The following is a 24,806-nucleotide window of genomic DNA, read 5'->3' as shown; positions in this document are numbered from 1 at the left end:
CGGGCGCGCGCGCTCAGGTCAGATCGGCTTGAAGCTGCCGTCGCTCTGGATCACCGTCAGCGACACCGGCGGTGGATTCTCCTTGCGCGCGTTGCCGAAGCTGACCACCAGCCCGCCGATGTCGAACTGGCCGACCTCGTTGATGATGCGGAGCAGCTCGGCGCGGGTCGGGTTCGGCCCGGTCATCGCCAGGGCGCGCGCCACCAGTCGGCCGGTGATGTAGCCCTCGAGGCCGATGAAGTCCGGCGTCTGGCTCGGATCGAGCGTCTTCATCGCGGCCTGATAGTCGGCGACGATGCGGAGGTCGGTGTCCCACGGAAACGGCACCACCTCGGAGACGACGACGCCGCGGCCTTCCGGGCCGAGCTCCTTGGCGAGCGCGTTGCCGCCGACGAAGGAGACCGCCGTAAAGGTCGGATTGAAGCCGCTGCGATGCGCCATCTTGATGAACTCGGCGCACGGGCCGTAGGTGCCGACCAGGATCACCGCTTCAGGCTCCGCGCGCCGAATGACCTTGAGCGCCGCGCCGACAGCGCGCGTGTTGCGCTCGAACGTGCCTTCGGCCGCGAGCTCGAGGCCGCGGCGATCGAGATGCGTCTTCACGCCGGCCAGTACGTCGCGGCCGAACGCGTCATCCTGATAGAAGATCGCGATGCGGGTCAGGTGAAGCTCTTCGGTGAGATACTTGATCGAGGCTTCCGCCTCCGCCGCGTAGCTCGCGCGGATGTTCACGATGTTCTGGAATTCAGGCGTCCGCAGGAATTCGGCGCCGGAGATCGGCCCGATGAAGGGGACGTCGTTGGAGGCCGCGATCGGCGCAGTGGCCATCGCGGTCGGCGTGCCGACGGCGCCGATCAGCGCGAACACCTTGTCCTCGTAGATCAGCTTGATGGTCTCGACGACCGAGCGATCGGGGTCGTAGCCGTCATTGCGGCTCAACAGCTTGAGCCTGCGTCCGTAGACGCCGCCCTTGGCGTTGAGCTCGTTGAAGGCCGCCAGCAGTCCCTGGCGCGCCGCCTGGCCCAGCGCGGCCGACGGGCCTTCCAGCGCCGCCACCTGGCCGAACATGATGGTGTCGTTGGTGACGCCGAGCTCGTCGGCGCGCGCAGACCCCAGCGGGAGCACGCCGGCGATCAAGATGAGAATGAAGGAGATCCGAAGGCTTGAAAACCAGTTCATTGCGATCTTCGATGCACGGGGTACACTTGATGACAACTCAGTCTAGGCGTGTTGAATGAAGACCTCGCTAAAGACGTAGCCCGCGCTTGATCGCGTTTTGGGCGGCCCTCAACAGTCAGCCGTTAACCAAGCCCCGGTTTCTGGTACGCCACAACGGATCATCTTTGACCGTCCTTAACTTACCGCGGCCAGCATCGGCCGCATCGTGGTGAGGGGCAGCCGTTTGGCGGGGGCCATATTGCAGGTTGAAGAGTACAGCGCACCGACGCTGCAGGAAAAGGATGATGCTCGCAGCGGTAGCGGGCGCGAGAGGCTGCGCGCGTCGTTATCGCGATACCGCCTTTATCGCCCTGCGATCATCGCGGCATGCGTCGGCGTCGTGCTGTCGGTCGTCGGGACGGTTGCCGTGGGACGCTGGGAGAACCGGCTGGCGCGCACCGATTTCGAAGGCTTGGCCGAAGCCCAGGCGATCCTGGTCCAGAACGGCGTCAACGAATATGTCAGCCGGCTGACCGCGCTGCGCACCCGCTTCGAATCCGCCAACGACGACATTACGCGCAGCGAGTACCAGACCTTCAGCGCGCGCCTGTTCGAGTCGCATCGCGGCATGCTGCGGCTAGCGTGGCTGCCGCGGATCAAGCGCAAGGAGCGCGGCGAATACGAGGCGGCGGCGATCACCGACGGCGTTCCCGCGTTTCGCATCAAGTCCTATCCCGACGGCACCGTCGCGCCGGAGAGCGACGAATACTATCCGGTCTACTTCTCCACCGAGGCGAAGACCTCGCCGGTCTACGGTCTCGACTATTGGAGCATTCCCGACCATCGCGCCGTGCTGGAGCAGTCGCGCGACTACGACGTGATCGGCGCGTTGCGCACGCGTCAGAACCTGATCAATCAGAACGAGCGCAATAACGCCGTGATGATCGGCATCCCCGTCTACGCCAAGGGGACGTCGCGCACGACGGTCGCCGACCGCCGGCGCAATCTCTCTGGCTTCATCATCGGCGTGTTCGACCTGCCGACGCTGTTGCAGTCGGTGCGCGCGAACAATCCCAACAGCCCGGCGCTCGCGATCAACCTGCTGCCGCCCGAGCGCGTGATCAATGCCTCCGGCGTGGACCCGCAGCGCTGGCCCGCGGACCCCAGCATCTGGTCGACGACCTTGCGCATCGGCGATGCCGACTGGGTGTTCCAGGCGGCGCCCGCCGGTGGCAGCCTGATGGCGAGCCACAATCGCGCGCTGGCGCTGTATGCGGCCGGCATGGCGACGACGATCTTCCTTGCCGTGTATCTCGCGCTGTCGAGCCGCAACGCCCTGCAGCTCGCGCTCGCCAATCGCCGCGTGCTCGAGCTGGCGCAGACCGACGCGCTGACCGGCCTTGCGAACCGCGCCTTCTTCCTCGAGGAAATGGAGCGCATCAACGACGAGAAGAGCGGCCGCTTCACCGTCTTCCTGCTCGACCTCGACCGCTTCAAGAACGTCAACGATTCGCTCGGCCATGGCGCCGGCGACGAGCTGCTGGTGCAGGTCGCACAGCGGCTGAGATCGCAGTTGCGCGACGAGGACGTGCTGGCCCGGCTCGGCGGCGACGAGTTCGCCCTGATCCAGGCCGGCGCCTCCGACCAGCGCGCCGCCGCGATCGAGCTCGCGCAGCGCATCACCCGGCTGATCGCGGAGCCGTACCAGCTCGGCGGACAGCGCGTCGAGATCGGCACCAGCATCGGCATCTCGCTCGCGCCCCAGCACGGCCGCGACCAGGAGCACCTGCTCAAGAAGGCCGACCTCGCGCTCTACCGCTCGAAATCCGCCGGCCGCAGCTGCTACACGCTCTATGACGATGCGATGTCGGCCGAGCTCGAGGCGCGCAACACGCTCGAGGGTGATCTGCGTGACGCCATCGCGCAGTGCCAGTTCGAGGTGCACTATCAGCCGTTCTACGACGCCGAGACGCGCGAGCGGTGCGGCGTCGAGGCGCTGGTGCGCTGGCGCCATCCGGTCAAGGGGCTGGTGCCGCCGGACAAGTTCATCCCGCTTGCGGAGTCGACCGGCCTGATCGTGCCGCTCGGCGAATGGATCATCGGGCGCGCCTGCGACGACGCCACCGCATGGCCCGACGACGTCAAGATCGCCGTCAATCTGTCGCCCGTCCAGTTCAAGCAGGCCGAGCTGTTCGACGTGATCCAGTCGGCGCTCGCGAGGTCGGGCCTCGATCCGAAGCGTCTCGAGATCGAGATCACGGAGTCGGTGCTGCTGGAGCGCGCGGCCGAGAACGAGAGCTTCATCGACCGGCTGAAGGGCCTCGGCATCTCGCTGGCGCTCGACGATTTCGGCACCGGCTATTCGTCGCTGCGTTCGTTGACGGCGTTCCCGTTCAACAAGATCAAGATCGACAAGTCCTTCGTCGCCAATCTGAGCGTGCGCGACGAAAGTGCCGCCGTCATCTCATCGGTCGTGACACTGGCGCGGGGGCTCGGCATCCAGATCACCGCCGAAGGCGTCGAGACCGAAGAGCAGCTGGTGCAACTGCGCTCGCTCGGCGTCAACTTCGCGCAAGGTTATCTGCTGGGCCGGCCGATGCCGGTTGAGCAGCTCGAGCAGCATCTGGAGATCGCCCGCGCTGCATCCGAGGCCGACGAGCCGCAGCCGGCCGAAGACGCATCCGAGGACGACGATCCGCGCTCGGCGGCCGTCGTCGCGCTCATTCCCCGGTCCGGGGCGCTGCTATCCCTCGCATCCAACGGCTGAGCGGCGAGGCGGCTTCGGCATCTGCGTCGACCGGCAGGCGTGCCAGGCCCAGCATGGCGGCCTCGCGCGCGGCGCTCGGCGTGATGCCGTAGGCGGTCTTGAACAGCCGCGTGAAATGGGCATCGGTGCCGAGCTGCCAGCGCCGCGCCACCTCGCTGATGCGCTGTGTCCGCGACCCGGTCCCGGCGAGATCGAAGAACGCGCGATGCAGGCGGCGGCTGCGGATGTAGTCGGCGATGCCGCCGATCGGCGCGAACAGGCGATAGAGCGACGCGCGCGACATCCCGAAATGCAGCGCCACCGCGTCGGCGCTGAGCTCGGGGCTCGACAGCTGCGCCTCGATGTATTGGCGGATGCGGAGCAGCGAAGCATCCGGCGTCACGCTGCGGTCGGCATCGCGGCGTTCGAGCTCGCCGCGCAGGCAGGCCGAGATCAGCGCGATCGTGCCCTCGACCGCGGCCTGGCACTCGTCGAAACTCATGCGCGGCGCACAGTCGAGCAGTGCGCCGAAATGCCGCGCCAGCAGCGGCGCCAGCGCGCCGCTGCGCGGCAGCACCAGGCCGTGCAGGTCGTCGACCTGCAGCAGGCGCGCATCGAACATCGGACGGGGAACGACCAAGGTAATGTTCTCGAACGGCGTCGCGCGCGTTTCGAGTGTCTGGGCGAGATCGAGCACGCAGAGGTCGCCGGCCTCGACCCGGATCGGCGCGGCCGCCGCGACCCCCTCATAGCTGCCGCTCACGTAGAGCTGCAGGATGATGTGATCGACGCCGCTGCGGGCAATGGTCTCGGCCGATCGGCGGAACCGCTGGCCGCTCGCCCGGGCCGATCCGAGCAGCACGGAGCCCAGCGCGTAGGACAGCACGTCCGCCCTGAACGGAGCGGCCTCGCCGGCCGCGAGCTCGTCGACTTCGAAGAACGTCGAAGTGGCCTCGCGCCACGCCGCGATGTTCGCCTCGGTGTCCATCTGCTCGGCGCAAAAGCCGTAGCTCGGCAGCAGGGACGAAACGGCTTTGATCTCACTCTTCACACGGCGCCGCAGTCATTCTTGAGTTTTCGTCTCAACCTCTTGATCGACCGTATCGGATCGGTCGCTCGCCTTGACCGGGTGCTCCGCGCACCCGCTATAGAACGCCTGTCGCCAAGTTGCCGAAAGGGAAAGCCGGGCCGTTCGACGGTCCCCCATTGCCCCTCACGATCGAAAGGTCCGGCTTTCCGGCCCACTGGCGCGAATTGGCGGACAACGGTCTCCGGCCGCCACCGTCTTTCATGACGAAACCATGCTTGACCCATTTTCAGGACCTCGGCGCCCGTCGGTCACGACGGGCGCCTTTGTCGTGGGGCAGGCGGCCGACGGGCAGGCCGCGCCCGGTCGGGACGAGCGCGTCGCTAGGTGGCGCCGAAGGCCTTGAACGTGATGATGGTGTGGGTGTCCTGAATGCCGGGCAGGACCTGGACCTTCTCGTTCACGAAGTGGCCGATGTCGGTGTCATTGTCGACGTAGAACTTCACCAGCAGGTCGTAATTTCCCGCCGTCGAGTAGATCTCGGAGGCGATCTCGGCTTCCGCCAGCGCATTGGCGACCGTGTAGGACTGGCCGAGCTTGCACTTGATCTGGACGAAGAAGGGAACCATTGCGGGCTGTCTCCGGAAGGCATCTTTCGCCTCAATATAGCGTTTTCCGGCGAAGTCGATACGCTTTCTCCGGCGACCGGGCCTGCTTGCCGGGCGCGGCCGGCCCGCGCTAGGAAGGGGCATGAGCACCCCCGTCGCACTCACCATCGCCGGTTCGGATTCCTCCGGGGGAGCCGGTATCCAGGCCGACCTCAAGACCTTCGCGGCGCTCGGCGTCTACGGCGCCTCGGTGCCGACGGCGCTGACCGCCCAGAACACCAGGGGCGTCACCGGGGTGCATCTGGTGCCGCCCGATTTCGTCACGGCGCAGATTGATGCGGTGTTCGATGACCTCGACGTCGGCGCGGTCAAGATCGGCATGGTGGCGCAGGCGCCGATCGCCGACGCCATCGCGGCAAGCCTTGCGCGCTGGCGGCCGCGGCATGTCGTGCTCGATCCCGTGATGGTCGCGACCTCGGGCGCGCGGCTGTTGCCGGAGGATGCGATCGACGCGCTGCGCCGCCGGCTGATCCCCCAGGCGACGCTGATCACGCCGAACCTGCCCGAGGCGGCCGCGCTGCTCGACGAGCCGGTCGCTGATACGGACGAGGCGATCGCGGCGCAAGGCCGCCGGCTGCTCGCGCTCGGCTGTCCGGCCGTACTGATCAAGGGCGGTCACGGGCAGGGCGCCGACAGCACCGATTACCTGATCACATCAGCGACCAGCATCCCGTTGCCGTCGCCGCGCATCGACACGAAGAACACCCACGGCACGGGCTGTTCGCTGTCGTCGGCCGTGGCCGCAGGGCTGACGAAGGGGGAGAGCCTCGAGGCGGCCGTGCGCAACGCCAAGGCCTTCATCTCCGGCGCGATCGCGGCGGCCGATCGCTTCACGGTCGGACACGGCCACGGCCCGGTGCATCATCTCCACCGCTATTATTGAGGTCACACATCTTTGAGGTCACTTCCCGTGGCAACTCAGCTTAGCTGGCGGCAGCCGAAATAGCTGGGGCGGACAACGGCTGCATCATGTCTGCGCTCCGCAGGAGATGACGGAATGATGACGCGTTTCGCGGCGGTGGCTGCGGTGCTGTTCGCCACGGTGGCGACACCGGTGCTGGCCCAGCGGGCCTATTCCGCCCAGGAGGAGCGCAACAAGGCGATCGTGCTCGACTTCTATGAGCAGGGCCTCAATCGCAAGGATTTCGAGGCGGCGTCGAAATATCTCGGCACCTACATCCAGCACAATCCGAATGCCGAGGATGGCCCTGAGGGATTTCGCAAGTTCATCGAATTTCTGAAGGCCAAGTTTCCACAGTCGCACAGCAGGATCACGCAGGTGCATGTCGACGGCGACTTCGTCGTGCTGCGCGTTCACGCCATCCGCGAGCCCGGCACCCGCGGCAACGCCATCGTCGACATCTTCCGTCTCAAGGACGGCAAGATCGAGGAGCACTGGGATTCGGTTCAGCCCATTCCCGAGCAGTCGGCCAATCCCAATGGGATGTTCTGAAGAACGCGTCTGAAGGCCTCTCCCGCCGGCGGATCATGGTCCGCGCGCGAGCGCGATTTCCCGACGCACGCCCCTCATCACGCGCGAGCGGTATTCGCCTGGCGATTCGCCGAACCAACGATTTGACGCGCGGAAGAAGGTGCTCTGGTCGGCATAGCCGAGCAGATAGCCGATGTCGGTGAGCGTCATGCGGAAATCGGAGAGATGGCGCTGGGCCAGCTCGCGCCTGACATCGTCGACGAGGTCGCTGAAGGAGAGGCCTTCATCGGCGAGCCGGCGCTGGAAGGTGCGGTCGCTCAAGCCGAGCTCGGCTGCGATGGCCGAGCGCAGCGGGCTGCCGTCGGGCAGCAGCCTGGCGATCGCGGCGCGGGCGCGATGCGCGGTGTCGGCCTTGACCAGGCGCTCCAGCGCCTCGTCGGCGATCCGATCGTGGATTGCCGAAAGCTCGGGCGCCGAGGTCGTCAGCTTGCAGGCGAGATCCTGATCCGACACCAGGAAGCCGTTGAACGGCGCATCGAATTCGAGCGGGGATTGGAACGCCCTGTTGTAGCACGCGATCGACAGCGGCACCGCATGCGAGAAACGCGTCGCGAGCGGCGTCAGCGGACGATCCAGCATCCACCGGCATAGATTGAGCAGATTGACGACGCCGTAGTCATAACGCTGCCGCGGAATCGGGCATTCACCGCCGAACACGTCGGTTCGTATCCAGCGACCGCCATGACCCGGCTCGAGCGTGATGGTCACCGCGTCGCTCACCAGGCACATGTAGCGGATCAGGCGCATCAGCCCGGCGAGAAGAGTGGGGCTCGACATCATGGCGTAGCCGGCGACGCCATAGTTGTCAGGTCGCGGCGCATCGAGCTTTGCCAGCCCGATGTCCGGATTGCCCGAACGCTCGGCCGCCAGCACCCACAACCGGCTCAATGCCTCGGTCGGCCAGCGGCGGTCGCAATCGTCGAGATCGTCGATCGACAGACCGACCTCGGCGAACAGCGCGGCGGCATCCAGACCTTGCTCGTTCAGCGTCGTCGCAACGCCGCGCATCCAGGACGACGATGTGGTTCGAATCTGCTGAGCCATCCCTTGGCCTTCTGGAGCCAGTGCTTTGGCATCCTCGGGTCATTGTGCAGATGCACATGAGACTGCATAGCACCTGATATTGGCGATCGCGATACCAAAATCGGTGGTGCGACCGCATGGCTGGCGCGCAGGAGAAATCATGCCCGTTCTGAAAACCAATGACGGCACAGAGATTTACTACAAGGATTGGGGCTCCGGCCAGCCGATCGTGTTCAGCCATGGCTGGCCGCTGTCAGCCGATGATTGGGATGCGCAGATGCTGTTCTTCCTCAATCACGGCTTTCGCGTCATCGCCCACGATCGCCGCGGCCATGGCCGCTCGGCCCAGGTCGCCGACGGTCACGACATGGACCACTATGCCGACGATCTCGCGGCACTGACCGCACATCTCGATCTCAACAGCGCGATCCATGTCGGCCATTCGACCGGCGGCGGTGAGGTCGTGCACTACCTCGCGCGCCATGGCGAGAGCCGCGCGGCCAAGGCTGCGATCATCGCCGCGGTGCCGCCGCTGATGGTGCAGACCGCGGCGAATCCGGGCGGACTGCCGAAATCCGTGTTCGACGACTTCCAGACCCAGGTCGCCACGCGCCGCGCGGAATTCTATCGCGACGTCGCCGCTGGGCCGTTCTACGGCTACAACAAGCCTGGCGCCAAGCCGTCCGAGGCCGTGATCCAGAACTGGTGGCGCCAGGGCATGATGGGCAGCGCCAAGGCGCATTACGACGGCGTCGTCGCCTTCTCGCAGACCGACTTCACCGAGGATCTCAAGACGATCACCTTGCCGGTGCTGGTCATGCACAGCGAGGACGACCAGATCGTGCCCTACGCGGATTCCGCGCCGCTGTCGGCCAGGCTGCTGAAGAACGGCGTGCTGAAGACCTACAAGGGCTTTCCGCACGGCATGCCGACCACGGAAGCCGAGACCATCAACGCCGATCTGCTGTCCTTCATCAAGAGCTGATCAGGGGAGGCTTGCATGACCTGGGGAATTCCGACGGCCCTGTTTCTTCAGATCCACGTGGTGCTGAGCCTGATTGGAATCGCGACCGGGCTCGTGACGCTCGCCGGCATGCTGGCAGGCCGCCATCTGGCGGCCTGGGCGGCGCTGTTCCTGGTGACGACCTTCCTCACCGGCGTGACCGGCTTTCCGCTGCCGCCGTTCGGTCTCGACCCGCCGCGCATGATCGGCATCATCCTGCTCGCGCTGCTGATTGCGGCCAGCGCCGCTCTCTATGCGTTCGGGCTGTCGGGATGGTGGCGACGGGTCTATGTCGTCACCGCGCTGCTCTCGCTCTATCTCAACGTCTTCGTCGCGATCGTGCAGTCGTTCCAGAAGATCGGCGTGCTCAATGCGCTGGCGCCGACGCAGAGCGAGCCGCCGTTCGCGGCAGCTCAGCTCGTCACGCTCGCTCTGTTCATTGCTTTCGGTGTCTTCTCGTGGCGGCGTTTCGCACCCACCGCGCTGGCGCCGCGAGCTTCGCTCACCTGATCCGTTCGGTCTTTCAAGGAGAACCTCGTGTCCAAGCTCGAAATGCTGACCCCGCAGAACTGCGCCGTGGCGCTGATCGACTATCAGCCCGCGATGTATCAGGGCGTGCAGTCGCATGATCGCCTCGGCGTGTTCAACAACATCCAGATCGTCGCCAAGGCGGCCAAGCTGTTCAAGATTCCGACGGTGCTCACCACGGTCGCCAAGGACTCGTTCTCCGGTCCCTTCATGCCGGAAGTGACCGAGCTGTTTCCGGAGCACGACATCGTCGACCGCACGGCGATGAACTCCTGGCTCGATGCCGGCTTCCGCAAGCAGGTCGCCGCCACCGGCCGCAAGAAGTTCATCATCGCGGGACTCTGGACCGAGGCCTGTGTGCTGTTCCCGACGCTCGACATGCTGCGCGAAGGCTATGAGATCTACATCCCGGCCGATGCCTGCGGCGACCTGTCGCTCGAAGCGCACAACCGGGCGATGGATCGCGCGGTGCAGGCCGGCGCGGTGCCGATCACCTCGTGCCAGTTCGCCTTCGAGCTGCAGCAGGACTGGGCACGGGCCGAGACCTATGACGGCATGATGGAGATCCTGAAGGCGCATTCGCCCTACGGCATCCAGATCCGCTTCTCGAAATGGGCGCTCGGCGAGCACGCCTCGGAAGGCGGCGCAAAGTAGCCCTGGGACGAACGATGAAGATCTATCTGTTCTCGCTCGGGGCAGGGCTTTTGGTCGGCGTGATCTACAGCCTGCTTCAGGTCCGCTCGCCGGCGCCGCCATTGGTGGCGCTGGTCGGCCTGCTCGGCATTCTCGTCGGAGAGCAGGTGATCCCCGTGGGCAGGCAGCTCCTGAACGGCACCACGCTTGCTGCCGCGTGGCAGAAGGCGGCCTGCGCCACGCACATCTTCGGCCTGCTGCCCGGCCATCACGGACGGGCAGACACAACCATCGCTCCGGCGCGGGACGAGAAGACCTCATGACCGATCATCCCGACCTCATCCTGCATCGCGGCCTGTTCACGACGCTCGATCGCTCCAATCCCGCGGCGAGCGCGGTCGCGATCAAGGACGGCGTGTTCACCGCGGTCGGCCACGAGCAGGACGTGATGAAGCTCGCCGGCCCCCGGACGAAGGTCATCGATCTCAAGGGCCGTCGCGTGCTGCCTGGCCTGATCGACAATCACCTGCACATCATCCGCGGCGGACTCAACTTCAACATGGAGCTGCGCTGGGACGGTGTGCGCTCGCTCGCGGACGCGATGGCGATGCTCAAGGCCCAGGTCGCCATCACGCCGCCGCCGCAATGGGTGCGCGTGGTCGGCGGCTTCACCGAGCATCAGTTCGCCGAGAAGCGGCTGCCGACCATCGACGAACTCAACGCCGTCGCGCCTGACACCCCGGTGTTCCTGCTGCATCTCTATGATCGTGCGATTCTCAACGGCGCCGCGCTGCGCGCCGTCGGCTACGACAAGCACACGCCGCAACCGCCCGGCGGCGAGATCGCGCGTGATGCCGAGGGCAATCCGACCGGTCTGCTGCTCGCCAAGCCGAACGCCGCCATTCTCTATGCGACGCTCGCCAAGGGACCGAAACTGCCGTTTGACTATCAGCTCAATTCCACCCGGCACTTCATGCGCGAATTGAACCGGCTCGGCGTCACTGGCGCGATCGATGCGGGCGGCGGATTCCAGAACTATCCGGACGACTATGCCGTGATCCAGAAGCTGGCCGATGACGGCCAGCTCACCATCCGGCTCGCCTACAATTTGTTCACGCAGAAGCCGAAGGGCGAGAAGGACGACTTCCTGCGCTGGACGCGGAGCTCGTCCTACAAGCAAGGCAACGACTATTTTCGCCACAACGGCGCCGGCGAGATGCTGGTGTTCTCGGCCGCCGATTTCGAGGATTTCCGCGTGCCGCGGCCGGACATGCCGGCCGAAATGGAAGGCGAGCTCGAGGAGGTCGTGCGCATCCTCGTCCAGAACAAATGGCCGTGGCGGCTGCACGCGACCTATGACGAGACCATCTCGCGCACGCTCGACGTGTTCGAGAAGGTCAACCAGGACACGCCGCTCGACGGCATCAACTGGTTCTTCGACCATGCCGAAACCATCTCGGACCAGTCGATCGACCGCATCGCCGCGCTGGGCGGCGGCATCGCCGTGCAGCACCGCATGGCCTATCAGGGCGAGTACTTCGTCGAGCGCTATGGTTTTGGCGCGGCCGAGGCAACGCCGCCGGTGAAGAAGATTCTCGACAAGGGCGTCAGGGTCTCCGCCGGCACCGATGCGACGCGCGTCGCCTCCTACAATCCCTGGGTCTCGCTGTCGTGGCTGGTCACCGGCCGCACCGTCGGGGGCTTGCGGCTCACCCCCCAGCGCAACTGTCTCGATCGCGAGACCGCACTGCGAATGTGGACCGAGAAGGTGACGTGGTTCTCGAACGAGGAAGGCAAAAAGGGCCGCATCGAAGTCGGCCAGTTCGCCGACCTGATCGTGCCGGACCGCGACTTCTTCTCGTGTCCCGAGGCCGAGATCGCCGACATCACCAGCGATCTCACCATGGTCGGCGGCCGCGTCGTCTATGCGGCGTCAGATTTCAAGACGCTCGACGACGCCGCGCCGCCGCCGGCGATGCCGGACTGGTCGCCGGTGCGCCGCTTCGGCGGTTACGGCGCGTGGCTCGCGAAGGATGAGACCGGCGCGGTGCGTGCCCAGGCGATGCAGATGTGCGGCTGCGCCAATGCCTGCGGCGTCCACGGCCACGACCATGCACGGTCCTGGTCGAGCCAGTTGCCGATCGCCGACCTCAAGAGCTTCTGGGGCGCGCTCGGCTGCGCCTGCTGGGCGGTGTGATGGCCGTGATCCCGGACACGCCGCGGCCGGTCGCAGCGGTGCTCGCCTGGCCGTGGCTCTGGCCCGCGGCGCGGCTCGCGCTCGTCTCGGCCTATGTGATCGGCGGCGTCCAGAAGCTGATGGATTTTCCCGGTGCCGTCGCCGAGCAGGCCCATTTCGGCCTGCAGCCGGCGGCGCTGTGGGCGGTCGCTGCAATCGCCGTCGAGCTGATCGGCTCGCTGCTCGTCGTGGTCAACCGCTTCGCCTGGCTCGGCGCCGGTGCGCTCGGCGTGCTCACCTTCGTCGCCATGCTCACCGCCAACGACTTCTGGCACATGGAGGGCCATGACCGCTTCATGGCGCTCAATTCCTTCTTCGAGCATCTCGGCCTGATCGCCGGTCTCGTGCTCGTCTCCATCATGTCCTGGCGCGCGCGCCGCGCCTGATCCGGTCTCCATTTGTCTGAGGTTGTCATGATCCGCTCCCGTCATCTGCTCGGCGTACTCGTTGCCACCGCCTTGTTCGGCGCTCCCGCATTCGCCAAGGACACCGCGCGGCTCGTGGGCGTCGGCGCGCAATACGACACGACGCATGTCTATGTCGCGCCCGACGACGTCGAGAAGTTCGTCACGAGCTTCCTCGCCACCTTCGGCGGCCAGAGCACCAAGCAGGTCGTCGCGACGGTGACGCCGACGCCGAGCAGCACGACCTCGCAGCTGCTGCAGACGCCGGTCGGCACGGTGTCGCTGTTCGGCTTCAAGACTCCGATCCCGTATCCGTTCGGCGCAGAGCGCACCGGCTATCTGGTCACCGATCTGGATGCGGCGATCAAGGCGGCCAACGCCGCGGGCGCCGACGTCGTCGTTGCGCCGTTTCCTGATCCGATCGGCCGTGATGCCGTGATCCAATGGCCGGGCGGCGTCAACATGCAGCTCTACTGGCACACGGCCAAGCCGTCCTACGCCGCGTTCGAGAAGGTTCCGGAGAACCGCGTCTATGTCTCGGCCGATCGCGCCGAGGCGTTTACCCGCGCCTTCCTGCGGTTCTCAAAGGGCAAGGTGATCTCCGACGAGGCCAAGGCGCCGGGCGTCGAGATCGGCCGGCCCAACGACCGCTACCGGCGCATCCGCATCGAGTCGGTGTTCGGCCGCATGACCGTGCTCGTCACCGATGGCCATCTGCCATATCCGTTCGGCCGCGAGATGACCGGCTATGAGGTCGCCGACCTCAAGGCCACGCTCGACAAGGCCAAGGCTTCGGGCGCGACCGTGCTGGTCGAGCCGTTCACGGCGGACAAGCGCGAGCAGGCGCTGGTGCAGTTTCCCGGCGGCTATGTCGCGGAAATCCATGCGCTGGTAAAGTAGCGCCATCGGCGGATGGAGAGGCGCGTGCGGATGGCTGGGGCACTGACGAGGACGGCCGCGGCGCTTGCGATGGTCGCGGTGTCGTGCGGCCTGGCCGCCGCCGAGGACGCCCGTCCCGCCATTCGCACCAATCGCTGGCAGGAGGACTGGTCCGTCCTCGCCAATCCGGCGCTGCGCACGGAGCCGTTCGATCCGATCAAGTACATTCCGCTGCAGGCCGGTGTGCCGCAGAGCTATGTCTCGTTCGGCATGACCCTGCGTGAGCGCTTCGAGAGCCTCGATGCCGCGAGCTTCGGCATCGGCGGGGCGAAGCCGGACCAGCACGTGTTGCAGCGGCTGCAGATCCATGCTGACGCGCATCTCAACGAGCACTGGCAGCTGTTCGTCCAGCTCGAGGACGACCGCGCCTTCGGCAAGGCCAACATCACGTCGGTCGACCAGAACCCGCTCGATCTCCGGCTCGCCTTCCTCGCTTATGTCGATGCGACGGAGCAGGGCACGTTCAAGGCACGGGTCGGGCGGCAGGATTTCGACTTCGACCTGCAGCGCTTCGTCTCTTCGCGCGACGGGCCGAACGTGCGCCAGTCCTTCGACGCGCTGTGGGCCGACTGGGAGAGCGGCCCGTGGCGCTTCATCGGCTTCGTCAGCCAGCCGGTGCAATACAAGCTGGTGCGCCCGTTCGACGACACGTCGAACGGATCGTTCCTCTTCCACACCTTCCGCGTCGAGCGCCAGGTGCTCGGCACCAACGAGCTGTCGTCGTATTATTCCTACTATCAGCGTGACGATGCGCGCTTCCTCGATGCCGCAGGCCTCGAGCAGCGCCACGTGCTGGACATCCGCTTCGCCGGCAAGCTCGCCGGCTTCGACTGGGATCTCGAGGCGATGGGGCAGGCGGGTTCGGTCGGGGCGAAGCAGATCCGCGCCTGGGGCGCCGGCGCGCGCGCCGGCTACACCTTCGCCGACGTCGCCTGGCAGCCGCGCATCGGCCTTCAGCTCGACGGCGCCTCCGGCGACCGCCATCCCGGTGACGGCAAAATCGAGACCTTCAATCCGCTGTTCCCGAACGGCTACTACTTCACGCTGGCCGGCTTCACCGGCTACACCAACCTGATTCACCTCAAACCGTCGCTGACGGTGAAGCCCATGACAGATCTCTCATTCATGGCCGCGATCGGCCTGCAATGGCGCGCGACCAATGCGGACGCGATCTACGTCCAGCCCAATGTCGCGGTCGCCGGCACCGCGGGGCAGGGCAGCTCGTGGTCCGGCGCCTATGCGCAGCTGCGCGCCGACTATCGCTTCAACGCCAACCTCACAGGCGCGTTGGAAGCCGTGCACTATGAGATCGGCGACACGCTGCGCCGCGCCGGCGGCCACGACAGCAACTACATCGGCATCGAGCTGAAATACGCGCTCTGAACAACGAAAGCAGGACCACATGTCGCAATTCGAGTCCCGCAACGTGGTGCCGCTGCTGCTCAGCGTCAATGCCGGCTATGTCGACACTGCCGGCTTCCTGGCGCTGCAGGGCCTGTTCACCGCGCACGTCACCGGCAACTTCGTGACGTTCGGTGCGGCGCTGGCGCTGGGCACCTCGGGCGCGACCGCCAAGCTGCTGGCGCTCCCGGTATTCTGCTTGGTCGTGATCGCGACGCGGCTGGCCGGCACGTTGCTCTCGCGGCGGTGGTCGCGCGCGTTCGAGGTCCTGATCGGCGTCAAGCTGGTGCTGCTCGTCCTTGGCGCCGTGCTCGCCATCCATTTCGGCCCGTTCCATGACGGCGACAGCCGCGAGGCGATCATCACCGGCATGGTGCTGGTCGCGGCCATGGCGATCCAGAACGCGGTGCACCGGATCCATCTGCCGAGCTCGCCGCCGTCGACCCTGATGACCGGCACCACGACGCAGGTGATGATCGACCTCGCCGACAGGATCTATGTCGGCGACAAGAGCCAGGCGCCGCCGCCGGCGCGGCTGATGCAGATGGCGATCAACGTGCTCGCCTTTGCGCTCGGCTGCGGCGCCGCGGCGCTGCTGTTCATGCGCCTGGGAGGCTGGTGCTTCGTCGTGCCGCCGGTCATCGCCGCGCTGGCGCTCGGCGTGCGCCTCGCCGGGCCCGAGCCGGCGCGCTGAGGACGCCGTCAGGTGCCGGTGCCGAGGGCCGGCTGGACGTTCGGCGCGGGCGCCGTCGGCGGCAGCCGTGGCAGCGACGGCGCAACCTGGGTGTCGCCGTCGCAGTGCACCGCGTAGAGCAGTCCGAGCGGGTTGCCGTGCTCGCGGAGAAATTCCCGGCGCAGGCTGAGGAACGTCTCTCCCAGCGGCACGCCGTCGAGAAAGCTTTCGAAGAAGCGCTTCGCCCAGGCCGTGGCGAAGATCGCCGGGGTCTTGCATTCCGTTCCAACCACGCCGCGCGCGCCCTTGGCCATGAAATACGGCACGAAGCCGTCGTAGAACGCCGGCGACAATTCGGCCGACTCGCAGGCGTTGATGAAGACGAGGGGGTTGCCGGGAAGCAGCTTGCTGGTCGGGGCGTCCAGGCTGAGCTCGCCCAGCGTGATGCCGGCATCGGTCAGCACCAGGCTGGAGCTGTCGGGACCGCCGGGGTCGTCGAGGCCGGTCGCCCGGGCGTGACAATAGAGGTAGAGGATCTGGTCGTTGGTGGTCTCGTCGGCCAGCGCCTTGACCAGCTCCTTGCTGGTCGTGCGCGACACGATGTGGACGTTGCGGCGTGCCGCCTTTTCCGCGAGCCAGAACCGCTGCTGCTGGGCGACGAGGTCGGCGCCCATCTGCCGGTCGATGTTGTCGTTGACGTTCAGGCTGATGCTGAGCTCGGGCTTGTCGCTCGGGATCAGGCAGTCGGAGATGCGCGGCGTGTTCTGCATCGGGATCTGCTCGATCACGTGGCGCATGCCGATGAAATTGTCCCAGTCGAGCTGTGCGCCGGCCGAGGCATCGCCGACATAGAGCAGGCCCCACGGCACCGTGGTTGCCTCCGCCACGATCTGCAGCTTCAGCCGCCTGGAGCGGTCGCTGGTGAGCTTGCGCAGGAATTCGCCGATGTCCTTGGAATCCTGCGCCGCGGCGGGCCCGAAGAACAGCTTCTGGAACAGCGCCGATCCCGCCCGCGCCATGATCTTCAGGGCGGCGTCGCGGTCGGCATCGGCGATGTCGATCCCGCTCTGGAAGACGAAGCTGCCGGCCGCGTTCTGATGGGTCACGACCTTCATGAGCTCCTGGCGCACGATCTCGATCGATTTGGCGAGGTAGTCCGGCAGCAACGGCAGCCGGGCGCGCACCGTGACGGGCTTCCAGACGAGACAGTCGTAGCCGCCCGCGATCGGCATGATCGACAGGCCGACATCGCGCGGATTGAGCACGCTGGCGGAGGAGTAGGGCCGGCCATGCGCGCCCTCGACGCGGGGCGACGGCGCCGCGCCGACATCGATGACGAGGTCCATCTGCTGGACGAAATTGCCGTCCTTGTGGACCGTCGCCCGCAGCGCCGACGGGCCGAATTTCTTCGGCGACAGATCGAACCGTGCCTTGTTGCGCGACTTGCCGGTGCGCGGCAGGCGCAGCGGGCGGCTCTTGTCCGACAGCTCGAAATCGTCGCTGTCGAGCTGGATGGTCAAAGTGACGTCGGAGGTTCCTTCCGGGAACAGCTGCTCGTCGGCAAGCGGCACCGACGAAACGCCGCTCTGCTGGATGTCGACGTCGAAGGCGAACGTGTACCACTGGCCCGGCTTCAACGGCGCATCGAGATCCTCGAAGCCGGCATTGATCCAGCGCTGCTCGCCGGGCGGATAGGCTTTGCGGTTGTCGAGCGGGGGCGGTTGCGGAACGGTCGGCGGCGGCGCCCATTGCGGATATGGCAACTGAACCTGCTGCTGCTCTTCCTGCTGCCGTTGCTGCTGCTGATGCTGACTCTGCTCCCGCTGCTGCTGCTCGCGTTGCTGCCGCTGGCCCGGCTCGACCTGCTGCTGCTGCTCCTGCCGCTGAACCTGCTGTTGCACCTGCTCCGAAGTCCGCTCGAACGTCCGCGGCCGCCAGAGCTGCTGATCGTAGCGCTGCTGATCGAAGTGGCGGATGTCGTCGCTGAGCAGTCCGCCGCCGATGCTGCCGGGTTGCGGCCTGACGGCCGCGGGCGCGGCCAGGATCGCGGCCCAGAAGGCGTGAGCCACTTCGGGGTGGGCGATGTCGCTGTGGGCGCCGGCCGCGCCGCCGCCGTTCCGGATGATCCGGCTCGCCTCGATGTTGTAGACCCGGCCGCTGCCGAAACCGTAGCTGAAGCCGACATCCTGGATCGGCATGTCGACGGTCGCCACAGGCTGGGTGCCGCGGACGCCGAAGCTGCCGATGGCGCCGTACAGCGGATAGTCGGTATCGAGCAGATATTGCTGCTTCAGCCGCGCTCCGAGCGGGTAGAACCATCCGTTCGCCCGGTCGTAGCTCGAGCGGGTGGTCACGAAGGCGCCGCGCACGAGCCCCTTCAGCAGCGTGCGCCGGAAATAGCCCTGCGCCGGGGCGGCCTGCGGAATGCTCTCGGCATAGCACCACAGCGACAGCGCGCCCTGGACCAGGAACATCGTCTCGACCGGGCGCGGCAGCGCGCGGCCGTCGGGCGTGCCGGCGACGGCCGCCGACACGACGATGCAGCCGAAGCTGTGGCCCATCAGGTGCACCCGGGCCGCAGGCGCCGCCTGCTGCAGCTTGACGAGGACATCATGGGCGCCGGCCTCGCCGAACTGGCGCGCGCGATCCTTCATCTTCCAGAACGACAGGATGCGGAGCGGCGCCAGCAGCGCCTCGCGCAGATCATCGCCCAGGCCGAGCGTGCCTGCGGTCGCATCGGCCGGCCCGCTCCGTGCCTCGCTCACGATCACGGTCGGATCGAACCGGTCCTGCTCGGCGCCAGGGCGTCCGCTTACATCGCCCATCGCAAGGCCGGACGCAGCGAACAGCCTGAGATAGGCATCGCGCATCGAGTCCGGCAACGTGGCCGCCGGCGCAATGCGCGCCTGCTCGAGGATCGAGCGAATGTCGGCGCGCGCCGCCGGCGTGTCGGCGATGCGCGCCGCATAGCGCTCCACTTCCGCCTCGAGCGATGCCGCCGGCGTGTCGGCGGACAGTAACCCGCCGCCGCCCGACGGCAGCGTCTCGTCTCCGAACGGCAGGCTCGGCCAGTGCAGTCCGATGATGACGGGGGCAAAGCCGGGATGCTGCTGCGCGGCGGCGAGCCGATCCGCATCGAGCCCCGCCATGGCGGCGAGCCAGCGGTCATACTGCTCGATCGCCGCAGGGACGTCGCCCATCCAGCCATGGCTCAGCAGGATGATATCGCTGACCGCCGCGCCCAGCGCATGGAGGCGGTTCACCACCATCTCGCTCGCGAGCGAACCGTCGGCCTCTCGCCGCTCCTGCCCCGTCGCATCGAAGGCGATGAGCACATATTGCAGGTCTGAGCCTGGCACCTGACGGACGGGCATGCGTGCCTCGCAATAGGATCACGTCGGCATCTTCCGCGGTAGTCGGTTGCCGACCCTAACAATTTCTTATTATGCGTGTGTTGTATTTAGCCGCGTTGATCGAGTCAACGCGATGACGTGAGACTGCAACCGCGGCTGCGTCACGCAGTTGACCTTGCTCACGGCGGTTCGCGGTGGAGGCGCAGGGGAACGCGCGTCGGCGATCTCCAATGACGAAAAGTTTAGCCGGCCGCATCGCTGTGCGCCATTGCGTCCCACAAGCATCGCGCCCAACTGTAGAAACGAAACGGTTCCGTTCTTTTCAAGGAGACGTGATGACACAGCAAGCTCTGTCATCGGCTGAGGTTCCATCTGCGGCCAACGACGATCCGGTGGTCTCCGCGCGCGATCGTGCCGTGCGGCAATGGCGCGGGGATGCCTCTGGCGACACTCCGCAGCAGATCGAGGCCAAGGCGCCGGCTGCGGAGCCCGGTCCGTCGCCGACGGAGCACGGGCAGCGCCAGGAGGGGGCCCGGAGGAGCCTGATCCGGCGGCATCCGCTTGGGGCAGCGCTGGGTCTCGTGCTGCTGCTCGCCGTCGGCGCCGGCGGCTACGTCTACTACGATGCGGCCGGTCACTATGAGACCACCGACGATGCCTTCATCGCGGCCCGCCAGTTCTCCATTGCGCCGAAAGTCTCCGGCTATATCACCGCCGTCCCCGTCACCGACAATCAGCACGTCAAGGCCGGCGACGTGATCGCGCGCATCGACGATCGCGACTACAAGACCGCGTTGGCCCAGGCCGATGCGCAGGTGAAGTCGGCGCAGGCGGCGATCCGCAACATCGATGCGCAGATCGAGGTGCAGCAGGCGCAGATCACCGCGGGCCAGGCCCAGGTCGAGCAGGCCCAGGCCGGGCTGACCTTCGCCGAGCAGCAGGCCAAGCGCTATCAGGACCTCGCCCGCACCGGCTCGGGCACGGTGCAGAGCGAGCAGCAATACACATCGCAGCTCCAGCAGCAGAAGGCGGCGCTGACCTCGGCGCAGGCCAATCTGCAGGTGGCGCAGCGGCAATTGGAGTCCTTGAAGGCGCAGCGCGAGAGCGCCGACGCCAATCTCGCGCAGGCGCAGGCGCAGCGCGACCAGGCGCAGCTCAATCTGTCCTACACGACCGTGACCGCGGCGCAGCCCGGCCGCGTTGTCAATCTCAGCGCCGCCGACGGCCAGTTCGCGGCACAAGGCACGGCGCTTTCGATGTTCGTGCCCGATGACGTCTGGGTGACCGCCAATTTCAAGGAAACCCAGCTCGACGAGATGCGTCCAGGCCAGCCCGTGACCCTGGAGATCGACGCCTATCCGGAGCGCGAGATCCGCGGCCATGTCGCCAGCGTGCAGTCCGGCTCGGGCCCGGCCTTCTCGCTGCTGCCGCCGCAGAATGCGACCGGCAACTACGTCAAGATCGTGCAGCGCGTGCCGGTCAAGATCGACATGGATGATCCGCCGACGGACGTCGCGCTCGGTCCCGGCATGTCGGTGGTGCCGACCGTGCGTGTCGATCCCAGGCCGTCGCTCTATGAGCGGCTGAAGGCCGTGCTGTGAGAGAGGTCCGCCATGCGTGAGGCTGCCGCTCTCTCCGCGCCGCGCGCCGGCAGTCCGTGGATCATCGCGGTGCTTGTCGCGCTCGCGACCTTCATGGAGGTGCTCGACACCACCATCGCCAACGTCGCGCTACCCTATATCGCCGGCGGCATGGGCGTGAGCCAGGACGAATCCTCCTGGGTGGTGACGACCTATCTCGTCTCGAACGCGATCATCCTGACGGCGTCGAGCTATCTCGCCAAGCGCCTGGGCCGCAAGACCTTCTTCATCATGTGCCTCGGCCTGTTCACCTTGAGCTCGGTGCTGTGCGGCTTCGCCTGGAATCTGCAGGTGCTGCTGCTGTTCCGGATCATGCAGGGCCTGGGCGGCGGCGGCATGGTGCCGGTCGCGCAATCGATCCTCGCCGACTCCTTCCCGCCGGAAAAGCGCGGCCAGGCGTTCGCGCTGTTCGGCGTCGCCGTCGTTGTCGCGCCCGTCGTCGGCCCGACGCTCGGCGGCTATCTCTCCGACAACGTCTCATGGCACTGGTGCTTCCTGATCAACGGCCCCGTCGGCGTCGCCGCGATGCTGCTGATCGGGCTGATCCTCAAGGAGCCTGAAGCTGTCACTGAAGAGCGGCGCAAGCAGGCGCACGGCTTCGACGTCGTCGGATTCATGCTGGTCGCGACCTTCCTCGGCGCGCTCGAACTGATGCTGGACCGTGGCCTGGAGGACGACTGGTTCGACTCGCGCTTCATCTTGGTGACCGCCGCGGTCTGCGTTGCGGCCTTCATCGCCATGATCCCGTGGGAGATGAACCAGAAAAACCCGACGGTCGACGTCCGCATGCTGGCGTCGCGCCAGTTCGGCGCCAGCTTCCTGGTGATGCTGGCGACCGGCGCGATCCTGCTCGGCACCACGCAGATGCTGCCGCAGATGGTGCAGCAGGATTTCGGCTACACCGCGACCTGGGCGGGCCTCGTGTTGTCGCCCGGCGGCCTCGTCACCATGGCGATGATGTTCGTGGTCGGCCGCCTCTCCGGCAAGGTGCAGCCGAAACACATGATCATGACGGGCGCCGCGGTCGTCGCCTTCGCGATGTATGACCTCACGCGGGTCTATGCCAATGTGGACTTCTGGTTCTTCGCCGAATCCCGCATGCTGATCGGCATCGGCCTGCCGCTGATCTTCCTGTCGATCACGACCGCGTCCTACAACGGCATTCCACCCGAGAGGACCGACCAGGCCTCGGCGCTGATCAACGCCGCGCGCAACACCGGCGGGTCGATCGGGGTGTCGCTCGCCGCCAACATCCTGGCGCACCGCGCGCAATTCCACCAGAGCCGGCTGGTCGAGAATGCCATTCCGTCCAACCCGGCCTATCAGGACACGCTGCACCAGGTGACCAACTACTTCACCGCCCATGGCAGCTCGCTGGTCCAGGCGCAGCAGCAGGCGCTCGCCTGGATCGGCCAGACCGTGCAGATGCAGGCGTCGCTGCTCGCCTATGTCGACGTCTACTGGGCGCTGATGCTGATCTCGCTGTCGGCGATTCCGCTGGCCCTGACGCTCCGCAAGGTCAAGCTCGGCGGCGGCCCGGCGATGGCGCATTGAGGAAGCACGGTTGTTCGGCTGTCGTTCCGGGGCGATGCGCAAGCATCGAACTATGGTGCGCAGTTGCGCACCTGAGAATCCCGAGATTCCGGGTCAGCCCTGGCGGGCTGCCCCGGAATGACGGTCAGGAACATCAGGGGCGCTTACACCGCCTCGTCGGCGATGCCATTTCGCAGCAGTCCGATCTTGTCGATCTCGACCTCCACGACGTCGCCGGGCTTCATCCACAGCGGCGGTGTGCGGCGGGAGCCGACGCCGCCGGGCGTGCCGGTGGCGATGACGTCGCCGGGCTCGAGCCGGGTGAACGAGGAGCAATATTCGATCTGGCGCGGGATATCGAAGATCATCTGGCTGATCGTCGCATCCTGGACGACCTCGCCGTTCAACCGCGTCTGCAGCCGCAGCGAGCCGAGGTCGTCGATCTCGTCGGGGGGCACAAGCCACGGGCCGAACGCGCCGGTCGCCGGAAAATTCTTGCCCGGCGTGAATTGGTGGGTGTGGCGCTGGAAATCGCGGACGCTGCCCTCGTTGTAGCAGGCATAGCCGGCGATGTGCTTGAAGGCCTCGCTGCGCGGGATGTAGCGACCCGGCTTGCCGATCACGATGGCGAGCTCGCCCTCGAAATCGAGATCGGTCGAGACGCGCGGGCGGATGATATTCGTGAGATGCCCGGTCTGGCTGTTGGCGAAGCGGCCGAACACCGTGGGGTTCTCGACCTCGGAGCGGCCGGTCTCCTTGCGGTGCGTCTCGTAGTTCAAGCCGATGCAAAGGATCTTGTCCGGGTTCGGGATCACCGGCAGGAAGCTGATGGCCGAGAGCGGATGCCGCCTTGCGCCTGAGGCCGCTGCAGCCGCCTCCTTCAGCGCGTCCGCTGCGATCGCCGATTTCAGGTCCGGGAAGCGGTCGCGCAGGACGGCACCGAGATCGGCGACGTCGGTGCCCTCGACGAGTCCCCAAGTCGGCGCATTGTCGATGGTGAAGCTTGCAAATCTCATCCGATGTCCTCAGGTCGAAACCGCCGCTACGGCGGAGGGAGAAGCCGGTTCTTGCGCCGATTTCGCGAAGCGCGCGATGGTGCGCTCCGGGAAGATCAGCGCGAAGGCCGAGATGGCGCCGACGATCAGCACGCCGGCGGTGAAGGTCATGGCGTGGGCGTAGCCGAGCGGCGCGTTGCCGCCGGCCTCGCCGACGATCCAGCCGGTGAGCGCATTCGACACCAGCGCGGAGGCCGCGTTGCCGGAATAGATCACGACGATCAGCCGGCCGCGCTGGATTGCCGGCGCCACGGCGCCGAGCGCGACGGGGCCGAAGATCGTGGTGAGACTCGGCGCCGCGAAGGCGATCGCGATGCAGGCGAGCTGCAGCGGCCCCGAGGTGACGATGCTCAGGAGCAGCGCGCAGCCGGCGGCGAGCAGCGCGAGACCGGAGGCGTGGCCGAGGCAGGCACGGAGGCTGAAGCCTTTGCGCTGCAGAACCTGCGTCAGCCAGGAGCCGCCGAGCAGCAGCGGCGACTGGAACAGGTAGATCCCCGAGATGATCCAGCCGACATCGACCTGCTTGTAGCCGAGCCCGAGCTGCAGATAGGGCGGCAGCCAGGTCGCGGACATGCCGACGATCCAGTACGACGCGGTCGACATGATGATGACGCCGATCACGGTCGGATCGGCCCACAGCACGCGCGCCGGCAACGCCTTGTCCTTCGCCGCCGAAGCCTCCGGCGCATGGGCGGAGTAGGGTCCTTCGCCACCGACGAAGAACCAGCCGAGCATCCAGGCGAGCCCGAGCAGGCCGCAGAACAGGAAGCCGGTGCGCCAGCCATGGCTCACGATGACATAGGTCAGGATCGGACCGCCAGCCAACAGACCGACGCTGATGCCCTGCAGCACCACGGCGCTCGGCACGCTGCGGCGGTCGGCGGGAAACCAGTTGTAGCAGGCGTGCAGCGCGGTCGGCAGTCCCGGGCCTTCGCCGGCGCCGAGAATGATGCGGCAGATCACCAGCACGGCGATCGAGCCGGAGAAGAAGATCGGGATCTGCGTGGCCGACCAGACGGCGGCCATGATCAGGAGCAGCCATTTCACCGGGAAGCGGCCGACGACGAACATGCCGACCGCCATGCCCGACAGCGAGAACAACAGGAAGAAGCTGCTGCCGATCAGCCCGAACTCCTTCGGGCTCAAGCCAAGCTCCTTCATCATCGGCACGGCCGAGAGGCCGAATACCAGCTTGTCGAAGAAGTTCAGCGTCTGGAACAGGAACAGCATGATGAGGACGGCGATCGCGCGTCCTCCCACGCTGGGTCTGGCGGTGTCCGATGATGTGGTCATG

Annotated in this window: 21 protein-coding genes; 14 read left to right on the top strand and 7 right to left on the bottom strand. The window is 66.6% G+C overall.

The genetic code is table 11. The features are described from left to right. Positions 1 to 18: 18 nt before the first annotated feature. Positions 19 to 1,179 (bottom strand): ABC transporter substrate-binding protein, encoded by a 1,161-nt coding sequence (locus tag ACQR1F_RS19785; RefSeq protein ID WP_315805321.1) that lies wholly within the window; start codon positions 1,177 to 1,179, stop codon positions 19 to 21. 238 nt (positions 1,180 to 1,417) lie between these two features. Here ACQR1F_RS19785 and ACQR1F_RS19780 point away from each other — a divergent pair, with 238 nt between their 5' ends. Next, on the top strand, positions 1,418 to 3,925 hold the full coding sequence (locus tag ACQR1F_RS19780) for a bifunctional diguanylate cyclase/phosphodiesterase (RefSeq protein ID WP_434913681.1): 2,508 nt from the start codon (positions 1,418 to 1,420) through the stop codon (positions 3,923 to 3,925). On the opposite strand, the gene ACQR1F_RS19775 is transcribed toward ACQR1F_RS19780, so the two are convergent. Together ACQR1F_RS19775 and ACQR1F_RS19770 are read right to left on the bottom strand one after the other, a co-directional pair. Then, entirely contained in the window at positions 3,879 to 4,943 is a 1,065-nt protein-coding gene (locus ACQR1F_RS19775; RefSeq protein ID WP_316182993.1) for a helix-turn-helix domain-containing protein, read from the bottom strand. The genes ACQR1F_RS19780 and ACQR1F_RS19775 overlap by 47 nt on opposite strands. Positions 4,944 to 5,314: 371 nt before the next feature. Beyond that, entirely contained in the window at positions 5,315 to 5,560 is a 246-nt protein-coding gene (locus tag ACQR1F_RS19770) for an Lrp/AsnC ligand binding domain-containing protein (protein ID WP_315805323.1), read from the bottom strand. 121 nt (positions 5,561 to 5,681) lie between these two features. Between ACQR1F_RS19770 and thiD the strand changes: the two genes are divergently transcribed. Together thiD and ACQR1F_RS19760 are read left to right on the top strand one after the other, a co-directional pair. Next, positions 5,682 to 6,482: a bifunctional hydroxymethylpyrimidine kinase/phosphomethylpyrimidine kinase gene (gene thiD, locus ACQR1F_RS19765; protein ID WP_434913680.1), complete on the top strand. Its 801-nt coding sequence runs from the start codon at positions 5,682 to 5,684 to the stop codon at positions 6,480 to 6,482. Positions 6,483 to 6,596: 114 nt separating this feature from the next. Further along, the gene (locus ACQR1F_RS19760) at positions 6,597 to 7,052 is read left to right on the top strand and encodes a nuclear transport factor 2 family protein (protein WP_410053194.1); all 456 of its coding nucleotides are present in this window, start codon (positions 6,597 to 6,599) and stop codon (positions 7,050 to 7,052) included. A 33-nt stretch (positions 7,053 to 7,085) separates the two neighbouring features. Here the strand turns inward: ACQR1F_RS19760 and ACQR1F_RS19755 are convergent, their stop codons facing one another. Continuing rightward, complete coding sequence (locus ACQR1F_RS19755) at positions 7,086 to 8,135, bottom strand: AraC family transcriptional regulator (RefSeq protein ID WP_434908499.1); 1,050 nt, start codon at positions 8,133 to 8,135, stop codon at positions 7,086 to 7,088. A 139-nt stretch (positions 8,136 to 8,274) separates the two neighbouring features. Between ACQR1F_RS19755 and ACQR1F_RS19750 the strand changes: the two genes are divergently transcribed. The 9 genes from ACQR1F_RS19750 to ACQR1F_RS19710 are packed head-to-tail and all read left to right on the top strand — an operon-like array spanning position 8,275 to position 15,952. Further along, positions 8,275 to 9,099 (top strand): alpha/beta fold hydrolase, encoded by an 825-nt coding sequence (locus ACQR1F_RS19750; protein ID WP_315805327.1) that lies wholly within the window; start codon positions 8,275 to 8,277, stop codon positions 9,097 to 9,099. A 15-nt stretch (positions 9,100 to 9,114) separates the two neighbouring features. Next, complete coding sequence (locus tag ACQR1F_RS19745; RefSeq protein WP_315805328.1) at positions 9,115 to 9,627, top strand: hypothetical protein; 513 nt, start codon at positions 9,115 to 9,117, stop codon at positions 9,625 to 9,627. A gap of 27 nt (positions 9,628 to 9,654) precedes the next feature. Beyond that, positions 9,655 to 10,299 (top strand): hydrolase, encoded by a 645-nt coding sequence (locus ACQR1F_RS19740; protein WP_315712755.1) that lies wholly within the window; start codon positions 9,655 to 9,657, stop codon positions 10,297 to 10,299. A gap of 14 nt (positions 10,300 to 10,313) precedes the next feature. Further along, a complete protein-coding gene (locus ACQR1F_RS19735; RefSeq protein WP_315805329.1) occupies positions 10,314 to 10,601 on the top strand; it encodes a XapX domain-containing protein in 288 nt (95 codons plus the stop codon). Continuing rightward, on the top strand, positions 10,598 to 12,475 hold the full coding sequence (locus ACQR1F_RS19730) for an amidohydrolase (RefSeq protein WP_434913679.1): 1,878 nt from the start codon (positions 10,598 to 10,600) through the stop codon (positions 12,473 to 12,475). Before ACQR1F_RS19735 ends, ACQR1F_RS19730 begins: the two co-directional genes overlap by 4 nt. After that, entirely contained in the window at positions 12,475 to 12,900 is a 426-nt protein-coding gene (locus ACQR1F_RS19725; protein ID WP_315805331.1) for a DoxX family protein, read from the top strand. The genes ACQR1F_RS19730 and ACQR1F_RS19725 overlap by 1 nt, the downstream gene beginning before the upstream one ends. Before the next feature lie 27 nt (positions 12,901 to 12,927). Beyond that, positions 12,928 to 13,818: a glyoxalase gene (locus ACQR1F_RS19720; protein WP_315805332.1), complete on the top strand. Its 891-nt coding sequence runs from the start codon at positions 12,928 to 12,930 to the stop codon at positions 13,816 to 13,818. A gap of 12 nt (positions 13,819 to 13,830) precedes the next feature. Continuing rightward, complete coding sequence (locus ACQR1F_RS19715; RefSeq protein WP_434913678.1) at positions 13,831 to 15,240, top strand: alginate export family protein; 1,410 nt, start codon at positions 13,831 to 13,833, stop codon at positions 15,238 to 15,240. A 19-nt stretch (positions 15,241 to 15,259) separates the two neighbouring features. Beyond that, entirely contained in the window at positions 15,260 to 15,952 is a 693-nt protein-coding gene (locus ACQR1F_RS19710; RefSeq protein WP_434887750.1) for a YoaK family protein, read from the top strand. Positions 15,953 to 15,960: 8 nt separating this feature from the next. Here ACQR1F_RS19710 and ACQR1F_RS19705 read toward each other — a convergent pair whose 3' ends face one another. Continuing rightward, complete coding sequence (locus ACQR1F_RS19705; protein WP_434913677.1) at positions 15,961 to 19,305, bottom strand: CHAT domain-containing protein; 3,345 nt, start codon at positions 19,303 to 19,305, stop codon at positions 15,961 to 15,963. 314 nt (positions 19,306 to 19,619) lie between these two features. On the opposite strand from ACQR1F_RS19705, the gene ACQR1F_RS19700 reads away from it, so the two are divergent. Both ACQR1F_RS19700 and ACQR1F_RS19695 read left to right on the top strand, forming a co-directional pair. Next, positions 19,620 to 20,885 (top strand): HlyD family secretion protein, encoded by a 1,266-nt coding sequence (locus ACQR1F_RS19700; RefSeq protein WP_434837836.1) that lies wholly within the window; start codon positions 19,620 to 19,622, stop codon positions 20,883 to 20,885. 12 nt (positions 20,886 to 20,897) lie between these two features. Continuing rightward, on the top strand, positions 20,898 to 22,478 hold the full coding sequence (locus ACQR1F_RS19695; RefSeq protein ID WP_434913676.1) for a DHA2 family efflux MFS transporter permease subunit: 1,581 nt from the start codon (positions 20,898 to 20,900) through the stop codon (positions 22,476 to 22,478). A gap of 143 nt (positions 22,479 to 22,621) precedes the next feature. Here ACQR1F_RS19695 and ACQR1F_RS19690 read toward each other — a convergent pair whose 3' ends face one another. Beyond that, positions 22,622 to 23,473: a fumarylacetoacetate hydrolase family protein gene (locus ACQR1F_RS19690; RefSeq protein WP_434913675.1), complete on the bottom strand. Its 852-nt coding sequence runs from the start codon at positions 23,471 to 23,473 to the stop codon at positions 22,622 to 22,624. A gap of 9 nt (positions 23,474 to 23,482) precedes the next feature. Then, positions 23,483 to 24,805 (bottom strand): MFS transporter, encoded by a 1,323-nt coding sequence (locus tag ACQR1F_RS19685; protein WP_316218796.1) that lies wholly within the window; start codon positions 24,803 to 24,805, stop codon positions 23,483 to 23,485. Between the last annotated feature and the right edge of the window lies 1 nt (position 24,806).

The sequence above is a fragment of the Bradyrhizobium sp. HKCCYLS3013 genome (assembly GCF_051167615.1).
GTDB lineage: Bacteria > Pseudomonadota > Alphaproteobacteria > Rhizobiales > Xanthobacteraceae > Bradyrhizobium.
Note: the sequence above shows the minus strand (reverse complement) of the source record. Positions and strands in the feature narration are given on the sequence as shown.